Here is a 22,688-nt window from a genome sequence, read left to right as displayed (position 1 = left end):
GATACCGTGGGGCCATCCGGCCCAAGTGAAGACATAAAAAAAGGCCCCTTCAGGAGCCTCGTTCAGCGCATGGGTGCTTTCGCCGGATGGTTACACCATCCTGCCCATGCGCCGTCCCACCACGATAAGTACGTTAAGATTTTTCATGGGGCGGAGTGTTAGCCACAAACACGACTTTCGTCAACGCATCTTGCGGAAAAAATCGGCATACATTCCATTTATTGCGTCAAAACCTCATTCGAAGACATAAAAATACGAAGCCACTATACCAGTTGTTAAATGCGTTTCTGTATATTCAGGCGCAATAACGGGAATAACCCGCACGGCCAGCAAAAGGCCGGCAAGACCTATGACAGGGGCGAGACGTGTTTAACGACGACCTTCGCAAATCTGCGACTGCAGGCGAGCATGACCGCCGCGATGAATTGACGGCAGGTAACCGCCTGCTGGGCCACGTCATTTCCTGCACAGGCTCACGCGCCACCATTTCCGCAACGACAGAACCGGGCAAGACCGATCTCGCCGAACTCTGGTCCGTCGGTCGACTGATTTCCATCGACCTTGGCGAAACCCGCATCGCCGCCCTCACCTATGCCATGAAGACCGGCGAGGCCGAATGGTCGGCAAGCCGCAGCAACACGCTTCTGATCGACGTCGAACTTCTGGGCGAAATCCACCGCCTGCCCGATGGCTCGGAGCGCTTTTCCACCGGTATCTCTCGCTATCCCTACCTGGGTGCCGTTGCTCACCGCATTCGTGCCAGCGACCTGATGCGCATCTACGACAATACCGGCAGCGGCGCCTGCGTCGTGGGCCGCCTGACGCAGGATGACAGCGTAGACGCGACGATCAGCATCCCGGAAATGCTTTCGAAACATTTCGCCGTCCTCGGCTCAACCGGCGTCGGAAAGTCTACCGCTGTTTCCCTGTTGCTGAACAAGGCGATCGAAAACGACCCGAAGCTGCGCGTGCTGATCCTCGACCCACACAATGAATATGCCGCAGCCTTTCCGCAGACATCAGTTGTTATCGATACCGACACGCTCGACCTGCCCTTCTGGCTGATGAAGCTGGAGGAATTCACCGAGGTGCTCTATCGCGGACGCAAGGCCGTGGCGGAAGAACTCGACGTTCTGCGCGATCTGATACCGGAGGCAAAGCGTGCCTTTCGCGGTGCGGAGAATTCCATCATGCGCCGCGCCTCGGAAAAATCCTCCCTGACAGCGGATACCCCCATTCCCTACCGAATCGCGGATCTGCTCGCACTGATCGATGAGCGCATCGGTCGGCTGGAAGGGCGTGATGAAAAGCCTGCACTGCGCAATCTCAAAATGCGCATCATGTCAGCCATCAACGATCCGCGTTACCATTTCATGTTTTCCAACAGCACCATCAGCGACACGATCATGGAAACGGTCGCGTATATTTTCCGCGTGCCGGGCGAAGGCAAGCCGATCTCGGTGTTTCAGCTGGCGGGCATCCCTTCGGAAGTGGTGAACTCGGTCGCGTCCGTTTTATGCCGCATGGCCTTCGAACTGGCGCTGTGGAGCCAAGGAGCCATCCACACGCTCGTCGTTTGCGAAGAAGCGCACCGTTATGTTCCCGCAGATCCCGCGCTCGGCTTTTTCCCGACCCGTCAGGCCATCGCCCGCATCGCCAAGGAAGGCCGTAAATACGGCGTGTCGCTGGGCATCATCACCCAACGTCCGGGCGAGCTGGACCAGACGATCCTGTCGCAATGCTCCACAGTTTTCGCTATGCGGCTTTCCAACGAAAACGACCAGGAGATCATCCGCTCGGCCATCCCCAATTCGTCGGTCTCCACCACCAGCTTTTTGTCCTCCATCGGCAATGGCGAGGCCATCGCGTTCGGTGAGGCGATCAACGTGCCGATGCGCATACGCTTCAACCGCGTGCCGGTTCACATCCTGCCGAAGGCCAATGGCGTTTCACATTCGGCCCTGGAAGATACACCCGATACGGTGGACCTTCGCTCCATCGTCAAGCGCATGCGCGCCGTCACCGGCCCCGATATCTCCGGTTTCCGCCAAAGCTACGACGCGAAGATCGCGCAGGACGCCGACGAGGAAGAATTCGAAAGCTGGAAGCGCGAATTCCACGAAAGCACCGGTACAGAGCCTTACCGCCCGGAAATGCTGCCGCGAAGCTCGGTGTTCTCAGCAAAGGCGCAGATGCCCGCAAACGCCGCGCCGACACGTGAGAGCTTGTTGAAGAAGCCGCTGAGCAGCCTGTACCGCAAGGATTGAGAGTTTGCTGCGCCCTACGGCACAACCCTCTCCCAATCGTCACCCATCTGATTGCGAAACCATGTCATCTGCCGCTTGGCATATTGCCGGGTGGCGGCCGCAGCCTTTTCGATGACCTCGGCCTCCCCCATCCGCCCCGCCAGCATCTCCGCAATCTGCGAAACGCCGATAGCTTTCATTGCCGTAGAATCCGGCGGCAGATCGAGCGCTAGAAGCGCCTTCACCTCTTCCACGGCCCCGCTCTGCATCATCCCGGCAAACCGCCTGTTGATGCGGTCATGCAGCACAGCGCGATCTGGCAGCACCACGAATTTCCGGGCGCGCGTCGGGTCGATGATCACAGGACCGCTGGCATTCTGAAATGTACGAATGGATTGCCCGGTTGCTTCCAAAACCTCAAGCGCCCGAACAATCCGCTGCCCGTCGGTGGGCTTTAGGCTAGATGTCGTCTGAGGGTCCCGAGCCGCTAATTCATCATACAGCCCCAATGATCCCTCTTCGAGCAACCGTGATCGGTAACGCTCGCGGATATCGGTGGGGATGGTCGGCATATCGGAAAGGCCACCCGTCAGCGCCTTGAAATAGAGCCCCGTCCCGCCGACGATGACCGGATGACGCCCCTCGCTGCGCAATATTTCCAGAAGCGCCGTGATCTCGCGCAGCCACTCACCCGTCGAGTAAAGCTGCGACGCCGGAACGTGGCCGTAGAGGTGGTGCGACACGCCTTCCATTTCTTTTGCCGAGGGGCGCGCGGTCAATACCTGCAACGTGTCGTAGACCTGCATGCTGTCGGCATTGATGACGACGCCGCCTCTGTCGCGCGCCAAGCGAAGCGCAAGCGCGGACTTGCCGCTTGCCGTCGGGCCGGTTATCAGGGTCGCATCGAATTCGTCATCAAGGTTGCTCATCATGGCTCTCGTTGCCACGCTTATCGCCAATCCGTCAAATCCTGTTCTGAATTCCACCATCGCAGAAAGCGCCGCCAAGGCGCTCGACGCGTCCGGCCTCTACTGGCTGGCGGATAGCATTGCCTGCGATCTGGTGCTGCGCGATGGCACGGATGTGGCTTCGGCAGAACGCGTGCTACGGATGGCCATCGTCGACAGACCCATCGACATCGCCATTCAGGATCAGGACAAGCGTCGCAAGAAAATCCTGATCGCCGATATGGATTCCACCATGATCCAACAGGAATGCATAGACGAGCTGGCCGCTGAAGTGGGTCTGAAGGACGAAGTTTCCACCATCACCGCCCGTGCCATGAATGGCGAGATCGCCTTCGAGCCCGCTTTGCGTGAGCGCGTGGCGCTGCTCAAGGGCCTGCCGATTTCGGTCGTGGACGATGTCATCGAAAAGCGCGTGACGCTCACCCCAGGTGGCATGGAACTCATCGCCACCATGAAGGCTAAAGGACATTACACCGCACTCGTATCCGGCGGCTTCACCGTCTTTACCAGTCGCATCGCCGCAACCCTCGGCTTCGATGAAAACCGCGCCAACATTCTGGGCGAAAAAGACGGCCTTCTCGACGGCACCGTGGCCGAACCCATTCTGGGCAAACAGGCCAAGATCGACGCCCTCAACTATATCGCTACAAAGCTGGGTCTTTCCCCGGAAGATGCCATGGCCGTGGGTGACGGCGCCAACGATCTCGGCATGCTGCATCTGGCCGGTTCTGGTGTTGCGCTGCATGCCAAGCCTGCGGTTGCCGCGGAGGCCAAAATCCGCATCGACCATAGTGACCTGACTGCCCTTCTCTACCTCCAGGGCTACAGAAAGTCCGACTTCGTTACACCATGATTGTCAGCGGAACACCAAGACTGATCCTTCGGGACTGGAAAGACACCGATCGCGAACTGTTTCGCGAGGTCAATTCCGATCCCGATGTCATGGAATTCTTTCCGCATAAGCGCAGCCACGCGGAATCAGACGCTGCGCTGAAGCACGTCAACGAGATGATCCATGCCACCGGATACGGATTTTATGCGGTCGAACTGCGCGAAACCGGCGAGCCCATCGGGTTCTGCGGCATCGCGCCCGCCAATCTGGAGGGCATATTTCCGCTCGGCACAATGGAAATCGGCTGGCGGCTGGCTGCCCGCTTCTGGGGCAACGGCTATGCCACCGAAGCTGCAAAGTCGCTGCTATCAATGGCATTCGATGAGAAAAAACTGCCGGAAATCGTGTCCTTTGCCGTAAAGGACAATTTGCGCTCGGTGGCCGTCATGAAGCGCATCGGGCTTATCCGCGCGCCGTCTCGCGATTTCTTGCACCCCCGCGTGCCGAACACCCACCCCCACCTCAAGCCGCACGTAACCTACGCGCTGACGCTGGAGCGATGGCAGGGTAAGTGATCCGGTTGGGAGCTTGTGTAAAAACTGCGAGATGATGTCCCGCTAGGCGACGCTAAGCGTCGTCCTCACCCTTATCGAGCTTGCCCTGATCGAGCGCGCGGTCGGCTTTGTCGTTCAATGCGGAGGTGAGGTTCTTTTCAGCCTTGGTTCGGCCAAAAGTCAGGCGGTTTTGCTCCGCCTGTTTGTCTTTTTCGGTACGTGCCTTCTGTTTGCGAAACTGGCGCAGATTTACGACATCGCCTGTCACGACCATCTCCCGTCTGCGCCAATCGCTTCAGACCATCACTTGTTTTTGCGGAAAGCGTCCAGAGAAACGACCGAACCGGCCTTCTTCTCTTCGTCCGGCTTGTCGTCGCTCGACGCGACCTTGTTTTCGGCAGGTGCTGGATATGCGGTGATTTCCGCTTCCACGACCTCTTCCTCTTCCGCCAAGGGAACATCGAATTCGAGTTCGAAATTCACCGAAGGATCGTAGAAGCCTCTGATGGCATTGAACGGCACGACTAGCTTCTCAGGCGTATCGGAGAAGGACAGGCCGATTTCGAACTGCGTATCGGTGACCTTCATGTCCCAGAACTGATGCTGGATGACGATGGTCATCTGCTCGGCATATTTCGCCTTCAGATGCTGCGAGATGCGCACGCCAGGTGCGCCGGTCAAAAAGGTGATGAAGAAATGATGGTCGCCGGGCAGCCTCGCCGTAGCAGCGACTTCGCTCAATACCTTGCGAATAACGCCGCGAAGGGCATCCTGTGCGAGAATGTCGTAACGGATATGATCCTGCCCCATACGGTCCTGTCTTTCCTTATGCATACGTATTTTATCGTATTATACGCAATGTCTTATACCGCAGCAACGGAAAAGCCCTGCTTGCCGCGAGTCATTTCACCTTATAGCCAATTGCGCCGAAATGGAGAAGGTGGAGGTTTCTGTTGCCAGGTACCTCCGAACCCCGCCTTACGGGGCTAACCGTAAGGGCTTAAGTCGGAATTCCCACACCGCCATTAGGCAGCGAGAGCGTATTCCTTAGCGTTGTTGTCATTTGCAACTACACTTGTGACCCGATAACGGCGGTATCATGCCGAGCAAAAGTTCGATCTTTACACCCTTGTCGATCCTATTTCGCCCCCATCAAAAGCCGGCCTTTGCAAGGTCCGCCGGTTTTTGGTGGAGGCGCCGGGTACCGCCCCCGGGTCCAATAGGCTTATTCCATCGACCGTTTATCGCCATAGCCGGATTTGCACCCGGCACGGCTCATATAGGCGCTTCGCGCGGCGGAGAAAAGGGGCTGGATGACATTTCGATGAAAGGTTGCGCGCAATTCTTGACGAGACTGCGGAGTTGTCACATCCTGCTTTATAAGAGGAACCTTAATTTAACGACGCAGCACTTGGGAGGATAGACCATGACGGACCATCTCGCAGATGTGAAAATATACGATGCCAATGCCGACGAAGCGGTGGTGAGCAAAATCGTCAGCCATCTCGGCATTGCCTTGCGCAATCGTGATTCGGCGCTCGTCTCCTCGTCAGATCCCGAAGAGTTGGCGCGAGTGAAAACGAACTGGTGCGGCAAAAAGCTCGGTGTCTCAGGTGCCCATGCCGATAAGGCCGTGGAGGACACGGTTGCGGCGATGAAAGGTGACAGAACGAAATCACGCGTGACATTCTATTACCTCGTGGCGAAACACCTCGGGAAACTGGAAACGCTCTGATTTCTGTGGGCCACTCTGGCACCTCACTGGTTCCGCCGTCGCAAACGCCCTATAATACGGCCTGTTTAGAATCGGCGGCGGACCACCATGAAGCAATATCTCGACCTTCTTCGGCATGTGATGGATACGGGCAGCGACCGTGGCGACCGCACCGGCACTGGCACGCGCTCCGTTTTCGGTTACCAGATGCGCTTCGATCTGTCGGAAGGCTTTCCCGTTCTCACTACCAAGAAGCTGCATCTGCGCTCCATCATCCATGAACTGCTCTGGTTCCTCAAGGGCGATACCAACATCGCCTATCTCAAGGAAAACGGCGTTTCCATCTGGGATGAGTGGGCCGACGAGAACGGCAATCTCGGCCCCGTCTATGGCGCGCAGTGGCGCTCATGGCCTGCCCCAGATGGCCGCCATATCGACCAGATCGCGCTTTTGATCGAGAGCCTCAAGACCAATCCCAATTCCCGCCGCCATATCGTATCGGCCTGGAACCCGGCACTGGTGGACGACATGGCGCTACCGCCCTGCCATTGCCTGTTCCAGTTTTATGTCGCGGATGGCAAACTGTCCTGCCAACTCTATCAGCGCTCGGCCGATATCTTCCTCGGCGTGCCCTTCAACATCGCCTCCTATGCGCTTCTGACCCTGATGGTCGCACAGGTCACAGGATTGAAGCCCGGTGATTTCGTCCATACGCTGGGTGACGCACATATCTACGCCAACCATTTCGAGCAGGCCAAACTGCAAATGCAACGCACGCCGAAAGCGCTGCCGACCATGCGCCTGAACCCTGCCGTCACCAGCCTCTTCGACTTCACCTTCGACGATTTCACGCTGGAGAATTACGAGGCCGACGCCTCCATCAAAGCACCGATTGCCGTATGACGCAGCCGCGCATCACCCTTATCGCCGCCGTTGCGGAAAACGGCGTCATCGGCCGCGATCTCGACATGCCTTGGAAACTATCGTCGGACCTGAAGCGCTTCAAGGCGCTGACCATGGGCAAGCCGATGATCATGGGGCGCAAGACGTTTCTGTCGGTGGGTGAGCGTCCCCTGCCCGGTCGTCCGCACATCATCATCAGCCGCAACCCGGATTATCGCCCCGATGGCGTCGATGTGGTTTCGTCGCTGGAGGATGCGATCTCGCTTGCCCGAGAGAAGGCCCGCGCCCTTGGCATGGACGAGATTTTTGTGGCTGGCGGCGGCGAGATTTACCGCCAGGCCATGCCCTTTGCCGATCAACTTTCCGTCACCCATGTCGAGGTGTCACTGGACGGCGATACTTTTTTCCCGGACATCGATCCGACGGTCTTTCTGAAAACCGAGGAAACGCCTTTGCCAGCGGGGGAAAAGGACAATTACGCGGTCAGATTTGCAACTTACCGTCGACATCACGGCGATCAGTGAACTATTTACCGTGATTGGGTATTAAGTTACCGCCTCTGCGTTGAAACGCACCGCTCTCCTACTTATAACTGAGACCACAGTCCCGCCTGATATGCGCGAGCATGATCAAGAGGGAGCGGGAGAGTTTTTTTAGCATAAGAGGTATGAATGCCCTGGAGCAATCAGAATGGCGGCGGCGGCCCTTGGGGCGGCGGCGGTAATAGCGGTGGCGGTGGAGGAAACAACCAGGGGGGACCTTGGGGTCAGGGACCAAACCGTCCGCGTGGCGGAGGCGGTGGAGGCGGCGGCAATGGTGGCCCACCGGATATCGAAGAGATCATCCGTCGCAGCCAGGACCGTTTCAAGAACTTGCTTCCGGGTGGAATCAACGGTGGCGTGGTTGCCATCCTCGCTCTCGTCATTCTCGCTTTTGTCGGTATCCAGTCCGTCTACACCGTTCGTCCGGACGAACTGGGCGTGGAAACACGCTTTGGCAAGCCCAAGGATGCGGTATCGACAGAAGGCCTGCATGTCATGCTGTGGCCGGTCGAATCCGTTGAAATCGTCAAGATCAGTCAGCAACAGCTGAACATCGGCGTCCGGTCGAACGCCAGCACAACGAGTTCTGCCGCCACGGGCGTTATGCTGACGGGCGACCAGAACATCGTCAACGTGCAGTTCTCCGTTCTCTATACGATAACCGATCCGAAGTCGTTCCTGTTCAACGTCGAAGCACCGAGCGAGACATTGCAGCAGGTTGCCGAAAGCGCAATGCGCGAGATCGTCGGTCGTCGTCCGGCCCAAGATATTTTCCGCGACAATCGCCAGCAGATTGCCATGGAAGTTCAGACAATCATCCAGAGCACGATGGACGGATATGGCGCCGGTGTCGCCGTCAATGCCGTTTCCATCGAAGATGCAGCCCCGCCGCGCGAAGTGGCCGATGCGTTCGACGAAGTTCAGCGTGCCGAACAGGACGAAGATCGCTTCGTCTCAGAAGCCAACCAGTATGCCAACCAGAAGCTTGGTGCAGCACGTGGTCAGGCCGCGCAGATCGTTGAAGAGGCGAATGGTTACAAGAGCCGCGTCGTCAACGAGGCAAGCGGTGAAGCACAGCGCTTCATCTCCATCTACGACCAATACAGCAGTGCCCCGGAAGTGACCCGTCAACGCATGTTCATCGAAACCATGGAGCAGGTCCTGAAAGGGTCCAACAAGGTCATCATCGACGAAAAGCAGGGCGTGATGCCGTATCTGCCTCTCAACGAGATCATGCGCAACAATCCGACTGTCGCACCACGGGGAGGCAACTGATATGACCAATCGTCTCACAGCCCTTCTCGTCGGCCTCGCTATCGTTCTGTTCTTCCTTTACAGCTCGATGTATATCGTCACGCCGCGTCAGCAGGCCGTCGTTCTGCGGTTCAACCAGATCCACGACGTCAAGAGCGATCCGGGCGTCTACTTCAAGATGCCATTCGCGTTCATGCAGTTTGATCGGGTGCAATATGTCGAAAACCGTGCACGTCGTCTCGATTACGAAAATATTCGAGCCCAGGTGTCCGGTGGTAAGTTCTACGAAGTGGACGCTTTCCTCGTCTATCGCATAACCGACGCACGTCGCTTCCTCGCGGCTGCGAGTGGTGTCCAGCAGGTCGCTGAAGATCGCCTGCGCACGCGCTTCAACTCTTCGCTTCGTCGTGTCTACGGTCTGCGTGGCTTCGAGTCCGCTCTGTCGGACGCACGTGCATCCATGATGCAGGAAGTGCGCGATGATTTGCGCCCGGATGCGGAAGCGCTGGGTCTGAGCATCGTCGACGTGCGCATCCGCCGGACCGATTTGAGCCAGGATGTTTCGCTCGACACGTTCAAGCGCATGCGCTCCGAGCGTTTGGCGGAAGCGGAATTGATCCGTGCCCGTGGTAACGAAGAAGCACAGCGTCGTCGCGCTATTGCCGACCGCCAGGTCGTCGAGCTCGAATCCGACGCGCGTCGCCAGTCGGAAGTGCTGCGCGGTGAAGGCGATGCCGAGCGTAACCGCATCTTTGGTGAAGCCTTCCAGCGCGACCCGAGCTTCTTCGAGTTCTACCGCTCGATGGGCGCTTATACGACAGCGTTGACCGGCACGGGCACAACGCTAGTCCTGTCTCCGGACTCGCCGTTCTTCCGTTATTTCAACGATATCAACGGCGCATCCCCACGGCCCACGCCGCCAGCAGCCCCAGCGGCTGCACCGGCAAACTGAATGCCATAAGACAATAAAAGGGCCGGTGGAAACATCGGCCCTTTTCTATTTAGCACTGGCAAACCAGCAGCTCAGTCCTGCATATGAGATCGATTTCTCAAACTGCGGAGACTGCGTTGAACATTACCGAAATTCCATTCGGCACAACCGATTGGTCGCTGATCGAGCCCACCCAACATGCCGGTGAAACCGGGACCGCCACCTGGCGCACCCAGCACTTCGGCAGTATCCGTGTTCGCATGGTGCAATACACGCCTGGCTATCTTGCCGACCACTGGTGTACCAAGGGTCACATCCTGCTGTGCCTAGAAGGTGAGCTGAGCACAGAACTCGAAGATGGTCGCAACTTTCTGCTCAAAGCCGGCATGAGCTATCAGGTCGCAGATAACGCAGAGCCGCATCGCTCGTCCACCTCGGTCGGCGCCAAGCTGTTTGTCGTTGATTGAGCGAAGTGCTTGCGCCGCGGCATCTTTGCTGTACGGCTTCGATTATCGTGGATGATGAGTGGATTTATGCGTCATTCACGAAAAGGTATTTTTACACTTCATCATTCCGCCTTATGCTTGGCTAGTTTACAGAACGCCATGTTTTGCAAGACGCGAGGACGCCGTATGCCCGTTTCTACTCTTTCGCCTTTCCGCAGCAGCATCGCCGCCATGGCAGGACTTGCCATCGTCGCAGGCGGGCTTGTTCCGGCAAGTGCCAGAGCACAAAGCGTCGGCCCGGCATCGGTCGCCGATCTGGCCGCACCGCTGCTGGATGCGGTGGTCAACATCTCCACCTCGCAGAGTGTCAAGGCGGAAGGCAAAGGCCCAACCCCTCCCCGCATTCCTGATGGCTCGCCCTTCCAGGAATTCTTCAAGGATTACTTCGACAATCAGGATTCCGAAGGCGGCGGCAAGGTCAGTTCGCTCGGTTCCGGCTTCGTCATAGACCCCGCCGGTTACGTGGTGACGAACAACCACGTCATCGAAGGTGCCGACGATATCGAAGTGATTTTCCCTAACGGCAACAAGCTGAAGGCCAAGCTGGTCGGCACCGATACCAAAACCGATCTTTCCGTGCTGAAAGTGGAGCCGAAAGCGCCGCTGAAAGCCGTGAAGTTCGGCGATTCCCGCGCCATGCGCATCGGTGACTGGGTGATGGCCATCGGTAATCCGTTCGGGCTTGGTGGCTCGCTGACAGTGGGTGTCGTGTCTGCACGTGGGCGCAACATCAATGCCGGCCCCTACGACAACTTCATTCAGACGGATGCGGCGATCAACAAGGGCAATTCCGGCGGCCCGCTATTCAACATGAAGGGCGAGGTCATCGGCATCAACACCGCGATCATTTCGCCCAGCGGCGGCTCCATCGGCATCGGCTTTTCCGTGCCGACCGAACTTGCGCAAAACATCGTGCAGCAACTGATCGAGTTCGGCGAGACCCGCCGCGGGTGGCTCGGCGTTCGCGTGCAGCCTGTCACCGACGATATCGCCGCAAGCCTTGGCATGGATCGCACGCGCGGCGCGCTGATCTCGGGCGTCGTGAAAGGTGGCCCGGTCGAGAACGGACCGATCCAGTCGGGTGATGTCGTGTTGACCTTCGACGGAAAGCCCATTCAGGAAATGCGCGATCTGCCGCGTGTCGTGGCTGAAAGCCCTGTGGGCAAGGAAGTCGATGTCGTCGTCCTTCGTGATGGCAAGGAGCAGACCGTGAAGGTCAAACTCGGCCAGTTGCAGGATAGTGCTGAACAACAGCAGCCGGGCGCAGGCAGCGAAGAGACGATGCCTGAGGATGGTGAAGGCGGCGAAATGGTCGAGCCGAACGAAAATGGCGGCACCGAACAGGACCCGCAGGCACCGGACCAGCGCGAAGCTGCTCAGACCGTTCTGGGAATGAATCTGGTCGCGTTGACAGCTGAGTTGCGCACCGAAAAAGGCATTGCCGACAGCGTCGAGGGTGTCTTGGTTTCAAGCATCGAGCCCGGCTCTGTCGCAGAGCAAAAGGGCATCAAGGAAGGCGACGTGATCGTCGAGGTCGGCCAGGACTTCATGGAGGTCCCAGGTGACGTTCTCGTGCGCGTCAACGGACTGAAATCTGCCGGCCGCAAGAACGCCCATATGATGGTTGCAGACGCCAAGGGCAACCTGCGCTTCGTCGCCGTTCCCCTGGAATAGTCTGAACGCGATTGTCTAAGGGACAGGTCGTTATCTGTGGTAACCTCCAGGCCCGTTATCGCGATCAAGGCAGAGCCGCGAGCTCGGGCAAGTGTGCTCTGAAACCAGCCGCACAAGGGGCCAATCGCTCCGATCAAGAGATTTTGCGCGGGCGGAACTTACCCGCGACAAGCGGCGTTAAGAGATGCCAGCATGTTTAAAGAAATTCAAAATCATAAGCTTACGCGCATTACATGAATCCGGCCGGCAGCGCGTTGAATCAGTTTGGAAAGACACAAATTTGATCCGCAAGCACTCCACAACGCTCCATGGGCACCGGACCAGCATCTCCCTCGAAGACGCGTTTTGGGATGAGCTTCGCACCATTGCCGAAAAACGAAAAATGAGCTTCGCCGCCCTTCTCGCCGAAATCGACGACAACCGCCCCGACGGCAGCAACCTGTCTTCCTCTTTGCGTGTCTATGTGCTGAATTGGTTGAAGAGCCAATCATAAGTGGAACGTTATCTGCCACGAAAGTCGTGACATTTTGCGGAAGCAATAAAGAAGGCTGGCGGCACCGCCACAATGACTGTATTTGAAGGCGCGTCTCACGATTTCTTTCTCAAGCCAGAGACAGTGCAGGCACGCGAGGCCTACAGGCTGGCCATTCAGTTCCTGATGTCGAGACTGAAAAACTGACCAACGAACCACACAAAGGCGCTGGATGAGTGACTTTATGCCACTCACCCCGTGCACTTTGTTCTCAAAAATACCTAGCGGATATTCTCTTCCGTCGGCGGTACCGTCAGCACGGGGCCAGGCTGCGGCTTGGGTTGCGCATCTTGCTGGCGCTGCAATCTGTCTTGCTCGGCTTTTTCGGCTTGAAGGCGCTCTTGGGCGAGATTGCGCAAGCGCTCTTCTTCCTGTTTGCGGGCCTGCTCTGCGGCGGCAGCGCGGTCTTTTTCGGCTTGACGTTCTGCTGCCGTGAACCGGAAGAGCGCGACTTCGCGGCGCAAACGTTGCTTTTCCATGATGCTGGCCTGCAAGGCTTCGACCCTACGCCGTTCTCGCTCAAAGGCGCGCAGCGACAGATATCCCGTCAGACCCGACACATCGGTGGTGAGGGCCGGTTGCGCAAATGGGCCGGTATAGTTGAGGCGAACGGATGGTGTCGCACCTGCTAGCTCTTCGGTGCCTGCGTTAAACACAAGGTCGATGCCGCCGGTCAGCGTCGTGTTTGCGAGATCCAGAATGAGATTCCCATCCAAAGCCAATTGCGGCGTCTTTGCTATCACATTCTGCATGCGCAGACTGCCATCGCTCACGGTGAATGGCATGGCCACTTCACCAAGCTGGATGTCACCCTGCCACAGATGGGCGTCCACAAGCGGGCGAACCTTGGCCGCATCGATCGTGCCTTGAAGTCCGTTCGCCGCCTGAAGCCAAGGCTGGAACGCGGCCTGGTTCAGCCCGCGCAGCACAAGACCGCCCGTGCGGATTTCCCCGGAGCCGCCTGCCGACGACAGCAGTTCGCTGACGCTCTTGCCGGTCGCCTCAGCCGTCAGATCCATAGCAAAGCGGCCGCTGGCGACAGGCGTCTGCCCGCTCTTCCACATGACGGTGTCAGGATTGACGCCAGACACTGCGATCTTGGTGCGGAAGATACCAGCACCCTCACCTGTCGACATCGAGAGGCGACCGGAAACCTTGCCGCCCATCCAGTCACCGCTCATATTGTCCAGAGACAGCATGCCGTTTGACTGGTTTAGCGTAAATGTCGTGCCCGTGACCGTGCCGTAAGCACCGGTTTCGAAATTGGCAGCTTTGACCGCAAGTGATGCTTCGAGCTTGGGAAATGCTGGAAGAGACACCGGCTTGGCGCTGAGAGCGCCGGATTCGGGATCGATCACAGGGCCGTAGATCGTATCCCCCAGCCAGGCCAGCTCGACCGTCTTGACGGAGAGATCGCCCGTGATCTTATGCGGTTGGGCAAGCAATGCAGACAGCGTGCCGGACACGGGATTTCCGCCCGCCTGCCCGGCTAGGTTGGCCAGCGTGGCCTTTTCCTTGTCTACGGTGAGAGATGCCGTGCCCTTGGCAGACATGCCGCCACCCAGTTGCGGCAACCCGACAGCATTCATGATAAGATAGGGCTCGATGTCGGCACTTTCCAGCGAGACATCCGCCGTGCCCTGCCCAAAACTCGCCGCCGCCAGCGAAAAGCTGCCATTGGCGGAAAAATGGGTGCGTTCGGTGGAAAAGCGGAAGTCCGTCTGCACCGGCGAACCCAGCGTGCCATTGAGCTTGAGCGACAGCAATCCTTCGCCATCAGCATCGAAGGGCAACGGATCAAGCCCGGCCTGGCCGAACAGGATCGCCGTAGACTGGTTCTTGAGAACGGCCTCCAGCGTTAGTGCCTTGTCTTCCGTGTTGGACAACACATCGGGAAGCTTTGCAACGGCTGAAACACGGCTGCCGTTGATGGTGCCGGAGATGGCCGCATTCGCCCCGCCATTGCTGCTATCAACCGAGAGATCAACGGCAATATCGGAATTGGCATACCAGGGCGCGCTCGCGACCAGCCGGTCGACCAGCGGGTGATGCGGCAGTTTCTGACGCAGCAAATTAAAGACCGGCTGCATGTCTGCGGCATGAAGATTGACGGTGCCCTTGCCGACAAAGTCCGAGAACAGGCCCTTGACCTGCCCCTTGGCCCGCACCTCTGCCCCGGCAATATCGCCCGCCGTCATGCTATCGAGAGCAAGAACACCATCCGTCAGCGTAAAGGCGGTTTCCACCCGGTTGGCGGTGACACCGGCCATGTTGAAACGATCTGCCTTGAACTTGGCGGCGATGCGATGATCGAGAACCGAGCTGCCAACCTGATCACCAAGCGCCAGTCCGCCCAGCGCTTTCAGGGCGTCCAGATCGATCTCGTCACCGGACAGCTCGATATCGATACTGGCGCCCTTGGCTTCCGCCTGGCGTACCAGACGACCCCGCAAGGACGCCTGCCCGATCGCCAGTTCCAGATTATCGAAACGCTGCGCCTGCGTCGTCAACGATACCGTGGAGGAGAACCCGGCGGCGTTCAGTTGCCGTATTGCCGGATCGACGGTGCCGGACAGCCAGTTGGCAAGGCCGGACGGCTGGTTGGAGGCGACCAGCAGATCGCCGTTGAACGCCGGGCCATTGGTCAGCGTCAAAGACCCCTTGGCTTCCAGTTGCGTCCGTCCGGGCAGCACTGCCACCGCATTTTCCACCTGCCATCCAGCACCGTTCGGCCGCACATCGAGACGGATATCGCGGATGGTGGTGTCGTCAGACACCAGAGCGGGAAGCCGGATGCTGGCTTTACCGGGAACCTGCGGCACGGGAATACGGGCAATGAGGCTGGCGAAGGCTTCGATGCGCTGGCGAAGGGACACCGTTGGGACGCGGGATGTTTTGCCCGTCTGGGCAGGGGCTGGCGCAAAACGGTTGAAATCGATCTGCTGGCCATCGGCCGTCAACAGAAACTCTGGCGCCGTTCCCGTATCGAGCGTGGCCTCTCCCGTCACGATATAGGGATTTTCCGCCCCGCCCAATTCCATGCGGTAGCTCGGTACACGCAAGCGTCCATTGGTCAGCTCGAAGCTGCCCCGGGTGCGCGGCGCGGTAAACAGGGATTGGCTGGCCTGCTGCTTCTGCTTGTCGTCCTGGCGGAAGTTGAAGGCGAAGGAACCGCTATAGACAGGTCGTCCTTCGGTCGCTGCAATCGCGCCATCCAGATCGATCTCGACCGGATGTTCATCTGGCAGCATGCGAAGACGAAGGCCCATGCGCCCTGCATTGGCTTCCGGCTCACCGCTGGAAAGAGAAAACGACCCCGCGTGACCATCGACCGCCGCGCGGCCATCCGCCCGCCAGGGACCGGCAAGCGACTTTGCCGACATATCGGCGGTCAGACCCGTAACGGTCCGGTTGCGACCGGATTGTTCATCGATGAACTCGATCTGCCCGCCTTCGATGCTGACATTTTCCAGTACGACGGTCTTTGCTGGAATGACGGCGCGGCTTCCGCGCGTCCAGTCCAGCGTTCCATCTTTCAACAGCCGGATCTTTGCCTTCGGCTCTTCGATGCGCATATCGAAGATACGGGCCTCGCCTGATAGAAAAGGCGCAAGTTCCGCATCCATGGAGAAGCGGGCGACTTGAATTTGCGGTGATCCATCGGCATCCGTACCAGCGCGCACGTCATGCAGCGTCACGGACGGGAACGGCAGAAGCCGCGCTTCGACGCGGCCATGCACGACGACTTTCTTGCCGATGATACGGCTTGCCTGATCTTCGAAGTTACGTCGAAAATCGGTCCAGTCGATGAAATAGGGAATGAGCAGCGCTGCAAACAGCGCTACGACCAGAAGTCCGCCCAGAAAAACCAATATGCGTCCGAGCACGACCCGACGTCTCCCTTAACTGACGATGAAAACTATCTTTTTTTCCCGACAGAGCAAGCATCATTTCGGCGTCAAAGATAGTCGCTTATACGTTATCGACGCGAAAAAGCTTACCCGGATTGAAAATATTATCCGGATCAAGTGACCGCTTGATGGCAACCATCGTATCCAGCGCCCCACCAACCTCTTCTGCCAGAAAGCTCATCTTGCCCTGGCCGATGCCATGTTCGCCGGTGCAGGTGCCATCCATGGCAATCGCGCGCCGGTTCAACCGAGCAACAAAGGCTTCGGTGGCGGCAACACTTGCTGCGTCTTTTCCGTCGAACAGGACCAGCACGTGGAAGTTCCCGTCACCCGCATGGCCGACGATGGGTGCCAGCATGGTGTTGTCGATAATGTCCTGCTGCGTCTCGGTGACACATTCTGCAAAGCGGGAAATCGGCACGCAGACATCCGTCGAGAGAGCATCGAGATGCGGCGCAAGCGCCTTGGACGCCCAATAGGCATCATGACGCGCCTTCCACAGCTTGGCACGCTCCTGCGCATCGCCAGTCCAGTGAAATTCGCCGCCGCCGCACTCGTCAACGATCTCGGAAAACTGCTGGGACTGAAGTGCGGTGGTCTCTTCCGTGCCGTGAAATTCCAGAAACAGCGTCGGCTTCTCTTCATAGGACAGGCCGGAATAGGCGTTGCAGGCACGTATCTGAACCGCGTCGAGAAGTTCGATACGCGCGACCGGAATGCCCATCTGCACCGTTATGATAACGGCATCGCAGGCCTGCTTGACCGTATCAAAGGTACAAATACCCCCGGCGATCTTCTCTGGAATGCCCTGGAGGCGCAACGTCACGGAGGTGATCAGCCCGAGCGTGCCTTCCGCGCCGACGAAAAGCCGTGTCAGATCGTATCCCGCAGACGATTTGCGTGCGCGTTGACCCGTACTGATCTCCTCGCCATTGGCCGTCACCACCGTCAGCGCCAGCACATTGTCCTTCATCGTCCCGTAGCGAACCGCGTTGGTGCCAGATGCGCGCGTGGAGGCCATGCCGCCAATCGAGGCATTGGCACCGGGATCGATGGGGAAGAACAGGCCTGTGTCGCGCAGATAGGTGTTCAGCTGTTCGCGCGTCACACCCGGCTCCACCGTGACATCGAGGTCTTCGGCATGAACGGAAATGATGCGGTTCATGCGACTGAAATCGACCGATATGCCACCCCTGGGGGCGTTGACCTGGCCTTCGAGTGAGGAGCCGACGCCAAAGCCGATCACGGGAACCTTGTGCGTGGCACAGGCCTTGACCACGGCTTTGACGTCATCGGTGGTGTCGGCAAAAACCACGCCATCGGGCAGTTGCGTGGTCAAATATGTCGTGGTGTGCGCATGCTGCTCGCGAAAAGACTGACCGGTCTGAAGCTTCTCACCCAGTTGCTGTTTCAGACTATCGAGAACGGCAGCAATACCCGCCTCGTTTCTCGTACCAGACACAACATCCTTCAAAGCCATGATCGTCTCCACTACACTGCAAACCGGACTCACCTGTCACGGCAAGCCCGGTTGGTATGTGACACGACTTTCCGTTTGTCCAGCACTGCCGTTTCGCGAACGGGAGGCTTGTTAGTACGTCATTCCGCCGCCAGCAGCGGCTTGTCTTCCTCGATGGCCCGGCGGCGAATGGCCGTTTCCAATTCGCGGTGTAAACGTATTTCGGCATCTGCCTGCGGCTTGGCAAAGCGCGCAAGCAGGAGGTAGGACACAGGCGTGATATACAGCGTGATCAGTGTCGCAAAACCCAAGCCGCCGACGATGACCCAGCCGAGCGCGATACGCGCTTCCGCGCCCGCACCTTGCGCCAGGACCAGCGGCACACCGCCCAGAATGGTCGCGATCATGGTCATCATCACGGGGCGCAGGCGAATGCTGCACGCCTTGTCGATCGCTTCGCGCACCGTTGCTCCCTGGTCGCGCAGGTGATTGGCAAATTCGACGATCAGAATACCGTTCTTGGCCATTACGCCCACCAGAAGCACAAGGCCGATCTGGCTGTAAACATTGAGGCTGGAGCCGGTAAAGAGCAATGCGATAACGGCGCAGGCCAGACCCAGCGGCACCGTCGACATGATGATAACGGAACTCAGAATGCTTTCGAACTGGGCTGCCAGAACCAGGAAGATGATGGCGATGGCAAAGCCAAAGGTCAGCAACATGCCGCTGGAATTTTCCTGTAATGTGGCGGCTTCGCCAAGCGGCAACAGACGCGCGCCTGCGGGCATGACGGCTTTGGCCATCTCGTTCACGCGGGTAACGGCTTCACCCAGCGAAACACCCTCCTTCAGGTTCGCCGTGAAGCCAACCGACGGCAATTGCTGTTCGCGATTGAGCTGCGGCGAAACGGCAGTTTCCTTCAAGGATGCGATGATCGACATCGGCACCATCCGCCCATCCTTGGCCTTGAGGAAGATGTTTTCCAGATCGGTCGGATCGTTGATCGGACGCGTGGACGACAGCAGCCGCACAGGGATAGCATCGCCATCCACGAAGACATCGACAATGGAGCGGCCTTCGAGAAGCGACTGCATGGCAGTCGAAAGCCCGGTGATGTCGATCCCCAGATCGGATGCCCGCTCGCGATTGATGGAAACGGACAATTGTGCCTGGTTGGGCTCGTTTTCGAAACGAGGCGTGTCGAACAGGCCGCTTTCTTCCATGGCCAGCAAAAGCTTCTGCGTGGATTCCGTCAGCGCCGCATAATTGGTGCCGATCATAGCCATGCTAAGACCGTTACCAGCGCCGCGAATGCGCAAGCTGTTGGGCTGTGACGCCGAGGCGCGAAGTCCGGGCACTGTTTGCGCCGCCACGTTGATGTCCTGCGCAATCTGGTTCTGCGTGCGCTCACGATCCGCCCATGCAGCAAGCGTCAGCACCACGAAGCCGGTGTTGGACGACCCGTTCATGCCGGTAATGGAGTAGATATTCTGGATTTCGCCGCTATCGCGAAGCGGCTGCAGGTTTTCCTCGATGCGCTGCAATTGGTCGCGCGTATATTCAAGGCTGACGCCCTGCGGAGCCGTGACACGCAACGTCACCGAAGAGCGGTCTTCGCGCGGCGTCAATTCGTTCTGCACCATGCCGAAGGCAATCCACGACACGCCGGCAAAAGCCAGTGCCACGATCACGACGACCAGCGGATTGTTAAGACAGGCAGACAGCGTGCTCTTGTAGGTCGAGGCGAACACGTTGCCGAACCAAGCCAGCGGCCCTGTCTGCTCCTTAACGCCGTTTTTCAACATGCGCGAGGCCAGCATTGGGCACAGCGTCAGCGCCACGATGGAAGACAGGCCGACGGCAAAGGCCAGCACGAAACCAAATTCACGGAAAAGACCGCCGAGCTGACCGGGCAGGAAGGACAGTGGAATAAACACGGCGGCAAGCGTTGCCGTCGTTGCGATCACCGCAAAGAAAACCTCCTGCGTGCCCAGGACGGCAGCGGCACGCGGTCCCATCCCTTCGGAGCGTCGGCGCACGATATTTTCCAGCACGACGATCGCATCATCCACCACCAGACCCGTGGCCAGAACGATGGCAAGCAGCGTCAGGATGTTGATCGAAAAACCAACCATGTAGATGGCAACGATCGTGCCGATCAGGGCCACCGGCATAGTGATCGCCGGAATCAGCGTCGCGCGCCAGTCGCGGAAGAAGAGATAGAGCACGACAACGACGATGAGCGCAGAAAGGCCCAGCGCCAGCTCCACCTCATGCAACGCGCCTTCGATGAATACGGCGTCATCGCTGGTAATCACGATGCGGGTGTTTTCAGGCAGGTTGGGCGCCATTGCCGCGACAGCTGCTTTCACGCCGGTCGATATGTTCAACGTGTTGGACTGCGCCTGGCGGATGACGCCGAGGCCCACACCCTGCACACCGTTGGACCGCAGGGACGTTGTTTCGTCATCCGCGCCCAGCATGACGCTTGCCACATCGCGAAGACGCACGCGGTCCTTAACGATAAGATTTTCGAATTCGGCAGGCGTCGTCAGGCTGGCAGTGGCGCGAACCACGATGTCCTGCGTCGAGCTTTTGAGCGATCCCGCGGGAACATCAAGTGCGGCCGTGCCAAGCGCATTTGCCACATCCGTTACCGTCAGGCCGCGGCTTGCAAGCGCGCCTTGATCGAGATCGATGCGGAAGACTTTCTCCTGGTCACCGTAAAGCTCGACATCGGCCACGCCATCCACGGCGGCCAGACGGTCGATGATCTCGTCATCGACCAGATTGGTCAGGTCTTCCATGCTGAGACTGGAGGAAGTGACGGCCAGACGCATAATCGGCTGACTATCGGAATCGGCCTTGATGATCTGCGGTTCGTCGGCATCATCAGGCATTTCGTTGGCGATGCGGCCGATGGCATCGCGCACATCGTTCGAGGCTACAGCAATATCGACCTTGTCGTTGAATTCCATCGTCACGCGGCTGGTGCCGAACTGCGATGCAGAGGAGATGGATTTGACGCCGCTCACCCGTGCGACGGCGCCTTCGATGGTCTGCGTTACTTCCTGGTCGATGGTCTGCGGCGATGCGCCGTCGTAGGTGGTACGGACGGTGATGACAGGACGGTCGACATCCGGCAATTCGCGCACATCGACGCCCACCAGTGCGGCCAGACCGGCGACCACGAGAAGCGTGTTGATCACCGCTGCCAGAATGGGACGACGGACGAAAAGTGCCGTGAAGGCCAGTTTGGAATCGGTTCCGCTCGGTGGCGTCTGCTCGGTCATCGGCTGGCGACCTCCGGTGTCTTCTTTTGACCAGCCGTGCGAACCGCCCCACCCTCACGCACACGCTGCAAACCTTCGATGACGATGGGATCATCCTGTGCAAGCTCAGCTTTGACCAACACGGAATCCGGGTTGCGCTGCACGACCTGAACACGGACCTTATGCGCCTTGTCATCCGTGACGCGCCAAACATAGGAGCCTTCGGCATCCCATTGAACAGCCAGAGGATCGACGGAAGGGTAGTTTTCGCCGGTAAAGCCCATAGTGACGGCAAAGGACATGCCTGCACGCAGGTCGTCCTTGGCATTGTCGAACACCGCACGAACGCGAATGGTGCGACTTGCCTCATCGACGCGGTTGTCGATGGCTTCGACCTTACCCTTGAAGGTCTCGCCGGGACGTGAAATCGACGTTGCCTCCACCGGCATGCCGACCTTGATGGCCGTGGTGAAGCGCTCCGGTGCCCAGAAATTGACGAGGATTTTCGAACGGTCGTCGATGCTGACGATGCTGGTCTGCGTCGTTGCGTTGTCACCGATGTTGATGGCAACGATACCGGCGATGCCATCGATGGGTGCCAGGATATCGCGGCGCTTGAAATTCAGCTCAGCGGTGCTGACGGCAAGCTTCGCGGATTCTTCCGCAATCTGCGCATCGAGCACATCCAACCGGGCAACGGATCGCAGATTCCTATAGGAGGTCGATTTCTCGACGGCACTGCGCAAGGACACCTGCGCCTTTTCGCGCTCGATGATCTGCTCGTCGTCATCCAACCGTGCCAGTACGTCACCCTTTTTGACGCTCTGGCCTGAAGACACGAGGATTTCGGAAATCAGCCCGGACGCCTGCGGTGTGACCACCACCGACTGGATGGCCTCACCATTGCCGATAGCGTTCAACCGGTCGTTGACAGTGCCTGTCTTGACAGGCGCAATGGAAACCAGCGTCGCATTGTTGCCGCGCGAACCGCTCTGCCCGCGCCCTGCACCGGCGGCGGGGGCACCAGCAGATTGGGCTGCAGGTTGTTCAGCGCTCGCAAGCCCGACTTTGGCAAGCATATTTTTGCCATCGGGCGACATGAACGCCCATAGACAAACCCCAGCGCCCACAACAGCCAGACTGACACCGACCTGCTTCCAAAGCTGCATATAGTTCTCCGACGTGAAACGCTTCGTTACCGCATATCTTGAGATTGCGGCCCCTTTTATAGTTGGCAGCAGTATCCTTGCTTGCCTTAAACAACGCAACGCACAAATCCGTTTCTTACATAATGGTGATTTGCGACGTTTTTCTAACGCTCGCCGCATCTTGCAACTTCACGTAGCCATGCCGTTGGTTACTGACGCAACGCTTATATAGAAAATGCCTT

18 protein-coding genes and 1 other RNA gene are annotated in these 22,688 nt (G+C 58.4%); 11 read left to right on the top strand and 8 right to left on the bottom strand.

Annotation, left to right across the window (positions count from 1 at the left end):
• Positions 1-365 precede the first annotated feature (365 nt).
• A complete protein-coding gene (locus RRU01S_RS03550) occupies positions 366-2,267 on the top strand; it encodes an ATP-binding protein (protein ID WP_045228881.1) in 1,902 nt (633 codons plus the stop codon).
• Positions 2,268-2,281: 14 nt separating this feature from the next.
• Here the strand turns inward: RRU01S_RS03550 and miaA are convergent, their stop codons facing one another.
• Positions 2,282-3,178: a tRNA (adenosine(37)-N6)-dimethylallyltransferase MiaA gene (miaA, locus tag RRU01S_RS03545; protein WP_045228880.1), complete on the bottom strand. Its 897-nt coding sequence runs from the start codon at positions 3,176-3,178 to the stop codon at positions 2,282-2,284.
• Here miaA and serB point away from each other — a divergent pair.
• Together serB and RRU01S_RS03535 are read left to right on the top strand one after the other, a co-directional pair.
• Positions 3,177-4,067 carry a phosphoserine phosphatase SerB gene (gene serB, locus RRU01S_RS03540; protein WP_045228879.1) on the top strand — a complete coding sequence of 297 codons (891 nt, stop codon included), beginning with the start codon at positions 3,177-3,179 and terminating at the stop codon, positions 4,065-4,067. The genes miaA and serB overlap by 2 nt on opposite strands.
• Entirely contained in the window at positions 4,064-4,621 is a 558-nt protein-coding gene (locus RRU01S_RS03535; RefSeq protein ID WP_045228878.1) for a GNAT family N-acetyltransferase, read from the top strand. Before serB ends, RRU01S_RS03535 begins: the two co-directional genes overlap by 4 nt.
• Before the next feature lie 52 nt (positions 4,622-4,673).
• Here RRU01S_RS03535 and RRU01S_RS03530 read toward each other — a convergent pair whose 3' ends face one another.
• The 3 genes from RRU01S_RS03530 to ssrA form a co-directional block, all read right to left on the bottom strand.
• The gene (locus tag RRU01S_RS03530) at positions 4,674-4,868 is read right to left on the bottom strand and encodes a DUF4169 family protein (RefSeq protein ID WP_108722555.1); all 195 of its coding nucleotides are present in this window, start codon (positions 4,866-4,868) and stop codon (positions 4,674-4,676) included.
• Between the two features lie 35 nt (positions 4,869-4,903).
• Positions 4,904-5,410: an SspB family protein gene (locus tag RRU01S_RS03525; protein ID WP_045228954.1), complete on the bottom strand. Its 507-nt coding sequence runs from the start codon at positions 5,408-5,410 to the stop codon at positions 4,904-4,906.
• Positions 5,411-5,539: 129 nt separating this feature from the next.
• Positions 5,540-5,909, bottom strand: a transfer-messenger RNA (tmRNA) gene (gene ssrA, locus RRU01S_RS25225).
• Between the two features lie 117 nt (positions 5,910-6,026).
• Here ssrA and RRU01S_RS03520 point away from each other — a divergent pair.
• From RRU01S_RS03520 to RRU01S_RS03485, 8 genes are all read left to right on the top strand, one after another.
• Entirely contained in the window at positions 6,027-6,335 is a 309-nt protein-coding gene (locus RRU01S_RS03520) for a DUF2853 family protein (protein WP_045228876.1), read from the top strand.
• An 87-nt stretch (positions 6,336-6,422) separates the two neighbouring features.
• Entirely contained in the window at positions 6,423-7,217 is a 795-nt protein-coding gene (locus RRU01S_RS03515) for a thymidylate synthase (RefSeq protein ID WP_045228875.1), read from the top strand.
• Complete coding sequence (locus RRU01S_RS03510; protein WP_045228874.1) at positions 7,214-7,741, top strand: dihydrofolate reductase; 528 nt, start codon at positions 7,214-7,216, stop codon at positions 7,739-7,741. Before RRU01S_RS03515 ends, RRU01S_RS03510 begins: the two co-directional genes overlap by 4 nt.
• Before the next feature lie 147 nt (positions 7,742-7,888).
• Positions 7,889-9,034 (top strand): FtsH protease activity modulator HflK, encoded by a 1,146-nt coding sequence (gene hflK / locus RRU01S_RS03505; protein WP_045228873.1) that lies wholly within the window; start codon positions 7,889-7,891, stop codon positions 9,032-9,034.
• Between the two features lies 1 nt (position 9,035).
• On the top strand, positions 9,036-9,965 hold the full coding sequence (gene hflC, locus RRU01S_RS03500) for a protease modulator HflC (RefSeq protein WP_045228872.1): 930 nt from the start codon (positions 9,036-9,038) through the stop codon (positions 9,963-9,965).
• A gap of 116 nt (positions 9,966-10,081) precedes the next feature.
• On the top strand, positions 10,082-10,411 hold the full coding sequence (locus RRU01S_RS03495) for a DHCW motif cupin fold protein (protein WP_045228871.1): 330 nt from the start codon (positions 10,082-10,084) through the stop codon (positions 10,409-10,411).
• 165 nt (positions 10,412-10,576) lie between these two features.
• Positions 10,577-12,124: a Do family serine endopeptidase gene (locus RRU01S_RS03490; protein WP_045228870.1), complete on the top strand. Its 1,548-nt coding sequence runs from the start codon at positions 10,577-10,579 to the stop codon at positions 12,122-12,124.
• Between the two features lie 280 nt (positions 12,125-12,404).
• Entirely contained in the window at positions 12,405-12,617 is a 213-nt protein-coding gene (locus tag RRU01S_RS03485; protein WP_045228869.1) for a ribbon-helix-helix domain-containing protein, read from the top strand.
• A 260-nt stretch (positions 12,618-12,877) separates the two neighbouring features.
• Here RRU01S_RS03485 and RRU01S_RS03480 read toward each other — a convergent pair whose 3' ends face one another.
• From RRU01S_RS03480 to RRU01S_RS03465, 4 genes are all read right to left on the bottom strand, one after another.
• Positions 12,878-16,543 carry an AsmA family protein gene (locus RRU01S_RS03480; protein ID WP_045228868.1) on the bottom strand — a complete coding sequence of 1,222 codons (3,666 nt, stop codon included), beginning with the start codon at positions 16,541-16,543 and terminating at the stop codon, positions 12,878-12,880.
• 85 nt (positions 16,544-16,628) lie between these two features.
• Entirely contained in the window at positions 16,629-18,047 is a 1,419-nt protein-coding gene (locus RRU01S_RS03475; protein WP_045228867.1) for an FAD-binding oxidoreductase, read from the bottom strand.
• A 119-nt stretch (positions 18,048-18,166) separates the two neighbouring features.
• Entirely contained in the window at positions 18,167-21,319 is a 3,153-nt protein-coding gene (locus RRU01S_RS03470) for an efflux RND transporter permease subunit (protein WP_045228866.1), read from the bottom strand.
• The gene (locus RRU01S_RS03465; protein WP_045228865.1) at positions 21,316-22,467 is read right to left on the bottom strand and encodes an efflux RND transporter periplasmic adaptor subunit; all 1,152 of its coding nucleotides are present in this window, start codon (positions 22,465-22,467) and stop codon (positions 21,316-21,318) included. The genes RRU01S_RS03470 and RRU01S_RS03465 overlap by 4 nt, the downstream gene beginning before the upstream one ends.
• Positions 22,468-22,688: the final 221 nt, after the last annotated feature.

This window comes from Agrobacterium rubi TR3 = NBRC 13261 (assembly GCF_000739935.1).
Classification (GTDB): Bacteria; Pseudomonadota; Alphaproteobacteria; order Rhizobiales; family Rhizobiaceae; genus Agrobacterium; species Agrobacterium rubi.
Note: the sequence above shows the minus strand (reverse complement) of the source record. Positions and strands in the feature narration are given on the sequence as shown.